Source organism: Rhizobium sp. CF080 (assembly GCF_000282095.2).
Taxonomy (GTDB): domain Bacteria; phylum Pseudomonadota; class Alphaproteobacteria; order Rhizobiales; family Rhizobiaceae; genus Neorhizobium.
In genome coordinates, this window is sequence record NZ_AKKC02000015.1 from 386886 (window position 1) to 400907 (window position 14022).

General features: G+C 62.0%; 11 protein-coding genes. 2 read left to right on the forward strand and 9 right to left on the reverse strand.

Annotated elements, in window-relative coordinates; all coding sequences use genetic code 11:
• The gene (locus PMI07_RS28855; RefSeq protein WP_007760003.1) at nucleotides 1–873 is read right to left on the reverse strand and encodes a VOC family protein; all 873 of its coding nucleotides are present in this window, start codon (nucleotides 871–873) and stop codon (nucleotides 1–3) included.
• Between the two features lie 200 nt (nucleotides 874–1073).
• Here PMI07_RS28855 and lexA point away from each other — a divergent pair, with 200 nt between their 5' ends.
• A complete protein-coding gene (gene lexA / locus PMI07_RS28860) occupies nucleotides 1074–1793 on the forward strand; it encodes a transcriptional repressor LexA (protein WP_007760007.1) in 720 nt (239 codons plus the stop codon).
• Here the strand turns inward: lexA and PMI07_RS28865 are convergent.
• Nucleotides 1774–4131 carry a ComEC/Rec2 family competence protein gene (locus tag PMI07_RS28865; protein ID WP_245277249.1) on the reverse strand — a complete coding sequence of 786 codons (2358 nt, stop codon included), beginning with the start codon at nucleotides 4129–4131 and terminating at the stop codon, nucleotides 1774–1776. The genes lexA and PMI07_RS28865 overlap by 20 nt on opposite strands.
• Before the next feature lie 434 nt (nucleotides 4132–4565).
• Between PMI07_RS28865 and gltA the strand changes: the two genes are divergently transcribed.
• Complete coding sequence (gene gltA, locus PMI07_RS28870) at nucleotides 4566–5855, forward strand: citrate synthase (RefSeq protein ID WP_007760012.1); 1290 nt, start codon at nucleotides 4566–4568, stop codon at nucleotides 5853–5855.
• 27 nt (nucleotides 5856–5882) lie between these two features.
• Here the strand turns inward: gltA and lpxB are convergent, their stop codons facing one another.
• The 7 genes from lpxB to rseP form a co-directional block, all read right to left on the reverse strand.
• Nucleotides 5883–7061 (reverse strand): lipid-A-disaccharide synthase, encoded by a 1179-nt coding sequence (gene lpxB / locus PMI07_RS28875; protein WP_024164261.1) that lies wholly within the window; start codon nucleotides 7059–7061, stop codon nucleotides 5883–5885.
• On the reverse strand, nucleotides 7061–7942 hold the full coding sequence (lpxI, locus tag PMI07_RS28880) for a UDP-2,3-diacylglucosamine diphosphatase LpxI (RefSeq protein WP_007758362.1): 882 nt from the start codon (nucleotides 7940–7942) through the stop codon (nucleotides 7061–7063). Before lpxI ends, lpxB begins: the two co-directional genes overlap by 1 nt.
• 6 nt (nucleotides 7943–7948) lie before the next feature.
• Entirely contained in the window at nucleotides 7949–8764 is an 816-nt protein-coding gene (gene lpxA / locus PMI07_RS28885) for an acyl-ACP--UDP-N-acetylglucosamine O-acyltransferase (RefSeq protein WP_007758361.1), read from the reverse strand.
• The gene (gene fabZ, locus PMI07_RS28890) at nucleotides 8761–9228 is read right to left on the reverse strand and encodes a 3-hydroxyacyl-ACP dehydratase FabZ (protein WP_007758360.1); all 468 of its coding nucleotides are present in this window, start codon (nucleotides 9226–9228) and stop codon (nucleotides 8761–8763) included. The genes lpxA and fabZ overlap by 4 nt, the downstream gene beginning before the upstream one ends.
• Nucleotides 9221–10288: a UDP-3-O-(3-hydroxymyristoyl)glucosamine N-acyltransferase gene (gene lpxD / locus PMI07_RS28895; RefSeq protein WP_007758359.1), complete on the reverse strand. Its 1068-nt coding sequence runs from the start codon at nucleotides 10286–10288 to the stop codon at nucleotides 9221–9223. Before lpxD ends, fabZ begins: the two co-directional genes overlap by 8 nt.
• Nucleotides 10289–10339: 51 nt before the next feature.
• Nucleotides 10340–12703, reverse strand: a complete 2364-nt coding sequence (bamA, locus tag PMI07_RS28900) for an outer membrane protein assembly factor BamA (protein WP_007758358.1) — start codon at nucleotides 12701–12703, stop codon at nucleotides 10340–10342.
• A 197-nt stretch (nucleotides 12704–12900) separates the two neighbouring features.
• Nucleotides 12901–14022 carry an RIP metalloprotease RseP gene (gene rseP, locus PMI07_RS28905; RefSeq protein ID WP_007758357.1) on the reverse strand — a complete coding sequence of 374 codons (1122 nt, stop codon included), beginning with the start codon at nucleotides 14020–14022 and terminating at the stop codon, nucleotides 12901–12903.

Consider the following 14022-nt stretch of genomic DNA (forward strand, 5'->3'; position numbering starts at 1 on the left):
CTATTCCTCGAAGCCGAACAAAACGCCCTGGCCGGGCGCCGCCGAGACGAGAACTCGGCCCTCCCGGCGGACGAATGCGACGTCATTAGCAGCAAGGATGATCTCTGTCACGGCAAGATCGGCCGTCTTGAAGATGATCGCCCGGCCACGCAAGCCTTCGACGCCCGGCGTCGACGGAAGGGCAAATTCCGCCTCGAGTTCTCGATCCTCCAGTATCCGGATGCGGGCATTGGCGGCGGCAAGCGCGAGCGGTGCCGCCTCCGGCGCCGCCTTCGTCAGCAGCACCTGTTCGACCAGCGGCGTGAAATCGGACGGCGCCGAGGCCGACAGGATGATCTCGCTCAGGCCCGTGACCGTATTGGCATGGCGCTCGAGTTCGTCGCGATCGGCGGGTAGAGGATTGATGCGCTGACAGGAAAACAGGAGGAAATCGGGCGCGCGGTCATCGCCGGCAAAGGCCAGCCGGAAGCTCGCCTGCGTTTCGGAACCATCCGGCAACGTCATGCCACGGGAAAATTCCAGCACGTCGCCTGCCGAGACGCCCCGCATCTTGAAACGCGCATGATCGGCCATCGCGTCGCGGGTCCCGACCACGAGAGCCGAAAATCCCTGCCGATTGTGCGCCTTGCGGAAGGCGAGATCCCGGGCCGTGAAGACGTTGCCGCGCTTTGCCGCAGCACCCGCATGACGCCGGTTGGCGAGCGCCAGCGGCTCGAGGTAGGTGCCATCCGAGAAGAACACGCAAGCATTGGCGGTGCCGAAAGGATGAAAAGCGTCCGGCGCAACTGTAAAACCAAGCTCCGTGAGCCGGGAACGCGCAGCGGTAAGTTCCGCCACCGGCAGCACGAGATGATCGATCGGTCTTGCGTTCACGCGAGGGCCCCCAGAATTGGAATCGCAAAGCTACTTTGGCAGCAGGCTGGCGCCGCGCAAGTGCTGAGGAGTGAGATATCTGGCACGCATCTATGAAGAAAAAATCATCATACTTCACGGAAATTTAGGGACTTGCAGAACACATATGGAACATATAGTGTCCGTTCTGGATTTGTTTCCGACTCTCAGGGTGCCAAAAGATGCTCACGCGCAAACAACAGGAATTGCTTCTGTTCATTCACGAACGAATGAAGGAATCCGGCGTCCCGCCGTCATTCGACGAAATGAAGGATGCTCTGGACCTCGCGTCCAAGTCCGGCATCCACCGCCTGATCACGGCGCTCGAGGAACGCGGCTTCATCCGCCGCCTGCCGAACCGGGCACGCGCGCTCGAGGTCATCAAGCTGCCGGAAGCCTATTCGCCGAGCATGCAGCCGCGTCGCGGTTTCTCGCCGAGCGTCATCGAGGGAAGCCTCGGAAAGCCGCAGCCGGCGGCAGCGCCCCCGAAGCCCGCCGCCAACGACGACTCCTCGAACGCCACGACCGTTCCGGTTATGGGCCGCATCGCCGCCGGTGTGCCGATTTCGGCAATCCAGAACAATACGCATGACATTGCCGTACCGGCCGAGATGCTCGGCTCCGGCGAACATTATGCGCTGGAGGTCAAGGGTGACTCGATGATCGAAGCCGGCATTCTCGACGGCGATACCGTGATCATCCGCAACGGCAATACCGCCAACCCAGGCGATATCGTCGTGGCACTGGTGGACGACGAGGAAGCGACGCTGAAGCGTTTTCGCCGCCGCGGTGCCTCGATCGCCCTCGAAGCGGCCAACCCCGCCTACGAAACCCGCATTTTCGGGCCTGACCGGGTGAAGATCCAGGGCAAGCTCGTCGGCCTCATCCGCCGGTATCATTGATCAGCTGCCGGAGCGGTTCCGGCAGGGACTTGTCGAAACCCCGGCTTCGCCAATCATAGTGGCGGTGCCTGCTCCAGGGACGGTCTTCGCCGGCCATCGCGGCCCGTACCTGCCAACGCCGGACATCGGTCGCACCGTTGAAGGAAATCTCCAGCGCGCCGGTCTTTCTGAGCGTAACGCCATTGATCATCAGCGCGCCGGACCGGCATCGGTCGAGGCGGGCTCGTGGGGCAATGACAAGATATGCGGTGTCGCAGGCGGCACCGGCATAGCGGCTGTCGTCGACGGCAATAACGATGCCCTTGCCCGTGCTTGCCGCGCACCAGGCCCTTGGTTCGCAGGTGAAGCGGCCGGTGGGCACCTGTCTTATCCGGGCCTTCGTCGCTTCGATTTGCTCCGAGGTCAGCTCGCGGCGCTCGTCGGTTTTTGCGCCAGCAGGCTTGCCGTCGGGCGGCTTGTCCCTGAATGGTGATATTTCTGGCTTGGTCGGATCGCTAAGGAGAAGCGCCCTCTTCCATTGATCGTAGATGAAATCGGGCGGGCGGATGCGATTGGTGGCAACCATCTCGCCGCTCACAAGCGCCACCATCGTCCCGTCTTCCGAGACCAGTATATCCGGCGGTGGCGCCGTCCGCTGATGCCAGGAGAGCAGCAGAGCGGTCACCATGAGCGGCAGGCCAATCAGCCTCAACCTCGTTCTCAGCAGCGCCAGCAGCAGGAAGCCTGCCGTCGAGACCGTCAGGAACCAGGGATGCTGACGGCCGATGCCGACATCGCCGCCCCAGGCCGCCACGTGCTTGGCAATGGCGATCACCGCCTCCAGGCCAAGACCCATGAGCTTCATGAAGGGAGCGTCGAGGCCGAAGGGCATCAGCAGCATGCCGACCAGCCCGGCCGGCATGACCACGAAGGAGATGACCGGCATGGCGGCGAGGTTGGCGGCAAGGCCGTAGGTGGCGATGCGGTGGAAATGCTCGACCGAGAACATCGCCGTCGAAATACCGCCGATCAGCGAGGTCACGAAGATTCCGGCCGCGAAATTCCACGACGCCAGGACGGGCGTCACCATGGGGTGACGTAACGGCAGAGGTTCGGGATCCCGGCCTTCGGCCCGGTGTTTCCACAGCGCGTAACCGGCGACCAGGGCGGCGGTGGCGGCAAACGACATCTGGAAGCTGGGTCCTAAGATTTCCGAGGGCGACATGGCGATGATGACGAGCGCAGACAGGGCGACATTGCGCAGGCTGATCGAGGGGCGATCGAAGAGCACCGCGACCAGCATGATCGCCATCATGATGTAAGCCCGTTCGGCTGAAACACCGAAGCCGGAGATCAGGTAATAGGCCGTCGCCATCATCAGGGCGCCGACTGCGGCGAGCTTCTTGACCGGATAGGCCTGCGCGAAACCCGTGAAGACCGAAAGCACGGTGCGCACGCCGACGAAAAAGATGCCGGCGGCGAGCGCCATGTTGAGCCCGGAAATCGCAACGATATGAGCGAGTCCCGACACCCGCAGGGCTTCCGTGGTCTCTTGCGAAATCGCCCGGCGCTCGTCGGTCACGATCGCCGCGGCAAAGGCGCCCGCGTCGCCGGGCACAGTCTCGCGGATACGGGTGGCGATGGCGCTGCGCAGATCGAAAAGCTGGCTTTCGATTTCTGCGCTCCAGCCCCTCGCCGATGGAGCGGCAGCCTGTTTTTTCGGCGCTCCGTAGAAAAACCCGACGGCGCCGATACCATCGAAATAGGAGGAGAAGGCAAAGTCGTTGAGAGCGGGCAGAGCCGGCCCGGATGGTGGCGAGATGCGCACGCGGCCGCTGATCGTATCGCCGGTTTGCGCCGGGTCATGACGGGCTCTTGCCAGCAGCGATACCCGTTGCGGTGGGCGCCCTACTTCCGGATTGGAGGTCCGTTCGATACGAACGATATAGCGCCAGCGGCCTTGGGCATCGACCTCCTTCCGCTCGACCACGCCGGCAAGCTCGGTCGTGACCGGCGAATCGAGAATGACGGTAGACCGCCGCCAGGTCTCGAACTGCGCCAGCATCATTCCGCCAAGGAAGAGCGTAAGGCCAAGCGGCAAGAGATGCGTCGTGCCGGAGCGGTAGCGCGAGACGATCACGACTGTCGTCGAGACGCAAAAAACCAGGAAATACGGCCAGAAGGCCGGGCTCTGCTGCAGCGCGAACCATGAGGCCGCTCCTGCCCCGACGATGACGGGCAGGAAAAGGAAGCCATGCCCATAGGCCGTCTCCTCCTCCAGCATGACCGGGAGGCGGCGGCGCAGCCGATCGAGGCGGCCGGCCGAGCGGCGAAAGGTCCCGCCTTGCGTATGGACCACGGGCCGGCGTTCGATGGCCGGAAAAAGCCTGGACAGATCCCTGAGCTTCGCTGAGTCGGATGCGCCTCCGCTTATGCGGGAGTCCGGCGGCCGAGATATCAGCCTCCCTGCCTCGGCACGCGTCGGAAATGCATCTTCCTCCGGCATGAAACGCTCTGTTCGCCCGACCGCCAAACATGCGGCAATGCAACCTGCGCGTTTCCTCTTCGGCCGTCAACTGGCGGTTAAATATCGGGAATTCCAAGGGGCGAACAAGAGTTGCAACAGGAAGTTGGACATCCAAGCAAAAGCCGCTGCCCAATAATCTTTCGCGCTGCACAAAATGCCGTCACGACAGCTTGGCATCAGCTTTCGGATCATATAGCTAAACGGTGGACGCTTAATTCTTGTGGCGCTTTTAGGGCGCCATGCCGCCAAAAGGTTGGAGGATCAGCATGACGGAAACAAGCGCAAATCTGGTAATCGGTGACAAGAAAGTCGATCTTCCGGTCAAGTCGGGCACTATCGGTCCTGACGTGGTCGATATCGGCGCTCTCTACAAACACACCGGTACCTTCACCTACGACCCCGGCTTCACCTCGACGGCGTCTTGCGAATCCAAGATCACCTATATCGATGGCGACGAGGGCATCCTGCTGCATCGCGGCTATCCGATCGAACAGCTGGCCGAGCATGGGGACTTTCTGGAAACCTGCTATCTGCTGCTCTACGGGGAGCTGCCGACCGCTGCCCAGAAGAAGGACTTCGACTATCGCGTGACCCATCACACGATGGTGCATGAGCAGATGAGCCGTTTCTTCACCGGCTTCCGCCGCGACGCCCATCCGATGGCCGTCATGTGCGGCTGCGTCGGCGCGCTGTCGGCCTTCTATCACGACTCGACGGACATCACCGATCCGCACCAGCGCATGGTCGCTTCGCTGCGCATGATCGCTAAGATGCCGACGCTTGCCGCGATGGCCTACAAGTACCATATCGGCCAGCCCTTCGTTTATCCGCAGAACAACCTGGACTATGCGTCGAACTTCCTGCGCATGTGCTTTGCCGTTCCGTGCGAAGAATACGTGGTCAACCCGGTGCTGTCGCGCGCCATGGACCGCATCTTCATCCTGCATGCCGACCACGAGCAGAACGCTTCGACCTCGACGGTCCGCCTCGCCGGCTCCTCGGGCGCCAACCCGTTCGCCTGCATCGCGGCCGGTATTGCCTGCCTCTGGGGTCCCGCACATGGCGGCGCCAACGAAGCGGCGCTGAACATGCTGACGGAGATCGGTACGGTCGACAAGATCCCGGAATATATCGCCCGCGCCAAGGACAAGAACGATCCGTTCCGTCTGATGGGCTTCGGTCACCGGGTCTACAAGAACTACGATCCGCGCGCCAAGATCATGCAGAAGACCACGCATGAAGTGCTCGGCGAGCTCGGCCACAAGGACGATCCGCTCCTGCAGGTCGCGATGGAACTCGAGCGTATCGCGCTCACCGACGAGTATTTCATCGAGAAGAAGCTCTACCCGAACATCGACTTCTATTCGGGCATCACGCTGAAGGCGATGGGCTTCCCCACCACCATGTTCACCGTGCTCTTCGCTCTCGCCCGCACCGTCGGCTGGATCGCACAGTGGGCCGAAATGATCGAAGATCCGCAGCAGCGCATCGGCCGCCCGCGCCAGCTTTATACCGGCGAAGCGCAGCGTGACTACGTTCCGGTTTCAAAGCGTTAATCGGTAGGCAAGATCAAAAAAACCCGGTCAGAGATGACCGGGTTTTTTATTGTCCAATACCTGGAGCACGACGCCCGCGGCGGCTTCTCCGGGTGGCACAGGCACCTGCAGCCGCTCCCAGGTGAGGTCGAAGCCCTCCAGCATGGCGCGCCTTTGCATCGTATCGGCGGAAAGCCGCTCGGCCCAGCGGCAGAGGCTCGCCGCACGCACTACATCGTTGACGTATTCCGGCACGACCGCGTAATCGGCGATCAGGTTTGGCAGCGCGCCGGACCAAGTCTTGATGCGCTTGGCGAGCATGGTGATCAGCCAGTCGGTCTTATAGGCCGAGACCACCGGAATCCCGGCAAGACCGAGTTCGAGGATCACCGTGCCGGAGGCCGCAAGTGCGGCATCCGCTTCGGCGAATGCCGCCCATTTGCCATCCGTGTTGGCGGTAATCTCGGGCTTAACCTCGAAACCGGCGATGATCTCCCGCACCAGCTTTTCCTGGCGGGAAACCGTGGGCAGCAGGAAGCGGGTCGGTCCGTTGCGGGCAATAAACTCGCGGGCCGCCTCGCCGAAGATCGGCAGCAGCGCCTTGATCTCCGCCGAGCGCGAACCCGGCAGAAGCATGATCGTCTTTTCCTCACCCGGGGCCTTCACCGGGCGCCCGGCCCGGATTTCGCGGACCTTGAGGAGCGACGGATCGGCCGTCAGCCGATGGCCGACGAAGGTGGTTTCCGGCCCGCCGAGCCGATTCATGGCCGCGGGCTCGAAGGGCAGCACGGCCAAAACATGATCGACATAGGGAAGCATCGCCTTGGCGCGATATTCCTTCCACGCCCAGACGCTGGGGCAGACGTAATTGACGATCGGCAGGTCAGGCAGCGCGGCGCGCACCTTCTTGGCAACGCGATGGGTGAAATCGGGGCTGTCGATGATGATCAGCACGTCCGGCCTTGCCGCGACGATGGCGGCCGCCGTCTGGTTGATCCGCCTGATCAGGTTCGGCAGGCGGGCGATCACCTGGGTCAGCCCCATGATCGAGAGTTCTGAGAAGTCGAAGAGCGAGGTGAGGCCCTGCGCCTCCAGCGCATCACCGCCGACGCCGACGAGCTCGACCGCGCCGTCATGAGCCGCCTTCAGGGCCGCGATCAGATCACCACCGAGAAGATCGCCGGATACTTCGCCGGCGATGACGCCGACCTTCAAGGTCCTGACCATCACAATCCTCCCTGCGGCAGGCCGGGATCGATGCCGCAGACAAAAATGCCGGCAGCGTCGGCTGCGGCAATCATCTTCGCTTCTTCCAGCACCAGTGCGCGTCCAGCCTCAACCGCGATGCCGGCGAGACCGGCCTTGATGACATTCTCGACGGTCGATGGGCCGATCGTCGGCAGGTCGGCGCGCATGTCCTGCTGCGGTTTGCAGAGCTTGACGAGCACGCCCTTGCGGCGGGCCGAAATGCGACCTTCGGCGCGCAATGCCGCCACCCGTTCGAGCATGCGGTCAGTGCCCTCGACGCCTTCCAGCGCCACGACACGCCCGCCGACGCAAACGGCACCCTGGCCGATATCGAGTTCGCCGAGGCGTTTGGCGGCCTCGGAAGCCCGGTCGATATCGCGGCGATCATCGTCCGACGGTGCGTTGGCGCCGAGCGGTCCGGTCTTGGCAAGCAGGCCGGGCACGATGTCGTGGGCGCCCAGAACCTCACAGCCCATCGCCTCGATGAGCTTGATGACCATCTGCAGCACCGAATCGTCACCGCCGGACAGCAGCGTCCGCACCACCGAGGGAACTTTCAAGAAGGTGCGGAAGGTCGGATGGATATCGCGCCAATCAGGCCTGCGCGCCACGCCGCCCGACAGGATGACGCGGGTGATGCCCTTCTCGCGAAACAGGCGCTCGATCGCCGAAAGGTCCCCGACGCCGACGGAAATCGCTTCGAAACCTTCAAAACTGTGGTCGGATTCATTTGAAAGCGCGAGGATTAGAGGCGCTTCACCCGCCTCCTTCGCAGCCTTCGCCACATAGAGGGGCAGAAACCCCTTCCCGGCGATGATCGCCAGCCGGCCCTTCGGCGCAAGGCTCGGGAGGCCGGCCATGTAAGATCAGCCCTTGCCGCGGTAGGTCGAGGAAATGGCACGGTCGCTGTCGGCCGCGATGAAATCAAGGATCTCCATCGCTTCCTTGCAATCGGCATAGTCGTCACGGATCGCCGCTGCATTGGCGCGGATATTGCTCTCGCCCTCGAAGATCTGCTTGAAAGCGCGACGGACGGTATGGATGGTCGCCCGTTCGATGCCGGCGCGGGTCATGCCGACCACATTCAGGCCGCCCAGCACGCCCGGATTGCCGTTCAGCATGCCATAGGGGATGACGTCGTAATTGACAGCCGAAAGCCCGCCGATAAAGGCCTGGCGGCCGATGCGGGTGAACTGATGCACGGCGCAACCGCCGCCAAGGATCGCCCGGTCCGCCACGTGGACATGGCCGGCGAGCATGACATTGTTCGACATGATGATGTCGCTACCGAGCTGACAGTCATGCGCGACGTGCGAATTGGCGAGGAACAGGCAGTTGTTGCCGACGACCGTCTTGCCGCCCCCGCCCACCGTGCCGCAGTTCATCGTCACGCCTTCGCGCATGGTGCAATTGTCGCCGACCGTCAGCGTCGAATCTTCGCCTGCCTCATGAAGGCTCTGCGAAACCCCTCCGATCACCGCCATCGGGAAAATCCGGCAGTTGCGGCCGATCTCCGTCCGTCCGGACACAACTGCATGCGACATCAGCTCGACGCCATCCTTCAGCACGACGCGCGGGCCGACATGCGAAAACGCACCGACAACGACATTTTCGCCGATGACGGCGCCGTCCTCGACCAAAGCTAACGGGTGGATGCGCGCGCTGGCTGCAATGCTGCTCATTCTTCGTCCTTGCGCCGGATCATCGCGCCGATATCGGCTTCGGCAACAAGTACGCCGTCCACCTTCGCGTCACAATGGAATTTCCAGATATTGCCGCGCTGTTTCTGCTTGGTGACGTGGAATTCGACCCGATCGCCCGGCACGACCGGCTTGCGGAAGCGGGCATTGTCGATGGTCATGAAGTAGACGAGATTGCCGCCCTCGCCTTCCTTCCTGGCGCAGATGGCGCCGGCGGTCTGCGCCATGCCTTCGACCAGAAGCACGCCCGGCATGATCGGCCGCTCCGGGAAATGCCCGGTGAAATGCGGCTCGTTGGCGGTGACGTTCTTGATGCCGATCGCGGAATTGTCGCCATCGATCTCGACGATCTTGTCGACCAGGAGAAAAGGATAGCGGTGCGGCAGCAGCTTCATGATTTCCTGAATATCGGCCGCGCCGAGCACCGGCTTGGTCTCATCAGTCATTCTTCTTCTCTCCTCTGCGTTTCGCCCGCTCATCCGAACGCATCATGATTTCCGCGATGTCGCGAAGGAAATCCGGCATCGGGCGGGCCGGAATACCGCCATAACGGGCGCCGGCCGGGATATCCGCCACCACGCCGCTCATTGCGGCGATCTGGACGCCGTCCCCAATCGAGATGTGTCCATTAATACCGGATGCACCGCCGATCAAGACACCGTCACCGATCCGCGTCGAACCGGCAATACCGGCACCGCTCGCAATGCCGCAATGACGACCGATGCGCACGTTATGGGCGATCTGAACCTGATTGTCGATCTTGGTGCCTTCGCCGATGACCGTATCGTCCATGGCGCCGCGATCGACCGTCGTGTTGGCGCCGATCTCGACATTGTCCTGGATGATGACCCGACCGATCTGGACAATCTTCAGCATGCCTCTCGGGCCTGGCGCAAAGCCGAAGCCATCCTGGCCGATGCGAACACCATTGTGAATGATCACGCCATTGCCGATGAGAGCTGCAACCACGCTCGCTCCCGCGGCGATCGTGCAATCCCGGCCGATCTTGACGTCAGCGCCGATGACGCTTCCGGCGCCGATGCGCGTGCCGGTACCGATTTCCGCCCGGGCACCGATCACGGCCATGGGCTCAATTTCGACGCCGGGTTCGAGCTTGGCGGTCGGATCGACGAAGGCGGCCGGCGAAATGCCCGGCGCAGACGAGGTGATCGGCGAGGGTCGCATCGCGATCGGATGCAGGATCGCACCCGCCTGCGCAAACGCGGTGTGCGGCGTCTTGGTCAGCAGGATCGGAATATGAGCCGGAACGATCGAGCGGAGTGCCGCATCGCAAATAATCGCGGAAGCCTTGCAGGTTTCCAGCTCGTGGCGGCTTTTCCGGGACAGGATGTAGCAGATCTGCCCATCGACCGCCCGCGCGACAGGCGACACGGAACGGATCAACTGGTCGCCGGCGCTGCCATCAAGCAGTTCTGCCCCAAGAAGGGCGGCCAACTCGCGCAGGCTCACGCCATCATGGGGCGGAAAAAATTCATTGTGGTCCATAAAGCCAAAGCTCCGGAACAGATTTCCGCCCGCCAACGCGAGCGGAAATGATCAGAACTGGTTCGCCATGCTGAACCGGAATTCCTGGGTTTCGTCGAAGTCTTCCTTCATGACGGGATGCGCGTAGTCGAAGCGGATGTTACCGAACGGCGACGCCCACATGATACCCGCACCGACCGAAGCACGCCAGTTCATGCTGGTGCCCTGCGCGGTGCTGGTACCGAGCGGAACATCGTTCCCGTAAAGAGTACCGGCATCGGCGAAGACGGCGGCACGCAGACCGAAGTCTTCCGGAACGGCCGGCATCGGCATCGACATTTCGGCGGAAGCCGTGAAGTAGGTCGTGCCGCCGAGCGCGTCGCCGTGATCGACGGTGCGCGGACCGATACCGTCGTTCTCGAAGCCGCGGATCTGACGACCGCCGATCGTGAACTGATCGAAGACATGCAGGTTGTCGCCGGTCGAAACCACATGGCCGGCGCCGACTGCGATGGAGCCGATCAGGTCAGCTTCGGTCGACAGCAGCTGGAAATAGCGGGCGCGACCGGAAATCTTGTAGAAGTCGGAGTCGCCGCCGAGACCGGCATATTCATGCGTAATCGTCGCATACAGACCTTCGCGCGGCAGCGTCTGGCTGTCGAGCGTGTTGTAGGTCAGCGTCTGCGAAACCGACGACTGGACGAACTTGCCGTTGTCGATCATCGAAATATAGGGCGACGAAAGGTTATCGTCAGCGGTGCCGGGAAGACCGTCACTACCAAATGCCCCGTCGTTTTCGTACTGGATTTCCTTGTAGGTGTAGCGGAACGTGGTTGCCAGATCTTCGGTGATCGGCGCCGTCACGCGCAGGGTGACACCCTGTTCTTCATAATCGTAATAGCTGTTCGAAGAGGTCGAGCTCTTGAAGAGGTCGAAACCAGCCGCCAGACGGTAACCGAGGAAGTAGGGCTCGGTGAACGAAAGGTTGTAGCTGCGCGCTTCGTCGAGACCACCGCCGACTGCGACACGGATGAACTGGCCACGGCCAAGGAAGTTCTTTTCCTCGATCGAGGCTTCGAGAATGAAGCCGTCGCCGCCCGCCGAGTAACCGGCGCCGATACCGAACGAACCGGTCGGCTGGTCTTCGACGTCGACAACGATGACGACGCGGTCAGGCGAGGTGCCCTGCGAGGTCGAGATGTTGACCGAGGTGAAGTAGCCGAGCGCTTCAAGGCGACGCTTGGCGCGCGAGATCATTTCTTGGTTGAAGGCGTCGCCTTCGCTGAAATCGAATTCGCGGCGGATGACGTAGTCACGCGTGCGGGTGTTGCCACGGATCTCGATACGCTCGACATAGGCGCGTTCGCCCTGGTCGACGAGATAGGAAACACCGATCGTGTGACTTTCCATATTGCGGTCGCCGCGCGGCGTGACGCGGGCGAACGGGTAACCGGCCGCAGCGACGCGCTTGGAGATCGCTTCCATCGTCTTCTGGATTTCGCGGGCGTCGTAGACGTTGCCGGCGCGGGTCTGAACCAGGCCTTCGAGGTCCTGGCCACTGATCCCCTGGACCGTGGATTCGACCGAAACGTTGCCATACTGGTAACGCTGGCCTTCCTCGACCGTGAAGCTGATATTGTATTTGTTGCCCGATTCATCGAGCACCGCTTCCGACGAGATGACGCGGAAGTCAGGATAACCGTGGTTATAATAGAACTGGCGGAGCGCTTCCTCGTCGGCGCGCAGCTTGTCCTCGCTGTAGACGTCCTTGCGGGTCAGGAAGGACAGCGGGCCGGATTCCTTGGTGACGATCACCGACTTCAGACGACTATCGCCATAAGCCTGGTTGCCGACGAAATTGATGTCGGCGATCTTGGTGCGGTCGCCTTCGTTCACAACGAAGGCAAGGTTCACGCGCCCCTCGCCGACTGCGGCGGTCTGGGTGGTGATCTGAACGTCGCTGCGGCCGATCGCCCGATAGGCTTCGCGCAGACGCTGAATATCCGCGTCAACCAATGCCTGATTGTACGGACCAAGCGGCTGGGACTGAACCACAGCCTGAAGCTTGTCATCGGTGATCTTGCGGTTACCGTTGAACACGACCTGGTTGATGAGCTGGTTCTCGCTCACCGACACGACGAGCGTGCTGCCGGAAACGCTGATTTTGACATCCGAGAAATAGCCGGTCGAATAGAGTTTGCGGACCGATTCATCGATGTCGTTGTTGGAGAAACTGACACCCGGGCGGATGGTCAGATTGGAGCGGACGGCCTCTTCGCCAGCGCGCTGTGCGCCGCGGACCTGAACGCTCCGGATAACCGCCGCCTCGGCAGAAGGTGCGGAAGCAAGTACCAGTACACCTGCGCCCGATGCAACAACACTAGCAGACAGCGCAAACGCCGACACTGCGTTCAAAAACTTTGAACCAGCCTTCATTTCAATTCTTACCTTTTCCCGTTGTCCCTCGGCGGGTGGTGCCCGACTCCGGCCACGTGTGTCGTTTTACCTTCTTTTGACCTACAAGCAAGGTATCGCGTTAATTTCTGTTTACTTACTTCCCTTGCGTGACCCAATGGCCACGCAACTGTTGAAAACATGGTGAATAAACAGTTTCTTTTACGATTTGAAGGACATCAGCCGATCAGATTGCTGATGTCGTTGAAGGTCGCGAATACCATGAGGCTCAAAACCATCGCAAGCCCGATGCGGAAGGCGATCTCCTGCGCGCCCGTGCCCAGCGGCCGGCCACGAACCGCCTCGATGGCGTAGAAGACGAGATGGCCGCCGTCCAGAACTGGCACAGGCATGAGGTTCAAAAGCCCGATCGAGACGGAAAGAACAGCTGCCAGCTGGACCACGGCCGCAAAGCCGAGCGTCGCCATCTGGCCGGACGCCTGAGCGACCCTGACCGGTCCGCCGAGCTGGTCGGCCTTCATCCGGCCGGTCACCAGATTGCCGATATAACGGAAGGTGCCGGTGACAATATGGCCGGTCTCGGTGACGCCTTCGGCAATGGCCTGCAGCGGCGTGAACGTCTCGACGCGGAAATTGCCGCGCTGTTCGTTGGTGACGATGCCGATCAGGCCGAGTTCCACCTTGTTGCCGAACTGGTCGGTGACCTCGGAGCGCTTCGGCACCATCGGCAGATCGAGATCCTGTCCGTTACGCTCGACCGTCACGATGATCGGCGTCTCGGGCCGGATGCTGACATAACGCCGCACGTCGTCGAAAGTCCGGATGCGCGAGCCGTCGAGCGCCACCAGCCGATCGCCGGGCTGCACACCGGCGGCAAGCGCGGCGCTGTCCGGCTGGACTTCTGCGACCACAGGGTCGGCGACGACCTTGCCATAGACGCTGAAGAGGACGGCAAAGATCGCGATTGCCAGAATGAAATTGGCGATCGGGCCGGCCGCGACGGTCGCGGCCCTTTTCCAAAGCTTGGCCCCGGCAAGCGTCTGGGCCTTGTCTTCCTCGCTCATGCCCGCAAGACCGCTCGCATCCGGCATGCTGGCCGCATCTTCGTCGCCGAAGAATTTGACGTAGCCGCCAAGCGGGATCGCCGAGATCTTCCAGCGGGTACCGTGACTATCGGTGAAGCCGACAAGTTCCGGGCCGAAGCCGACCGAGAAGGCGGTTACCCGGATGCCACACCAGCGCCCGACGAGATAGTGGCCCATCTCATGCACGAAGACGAGCAGGGACAGGACCAGCACGAAGGGGATGATGTAGCCGGTTAAGAAGCTGAGGATGGCCAT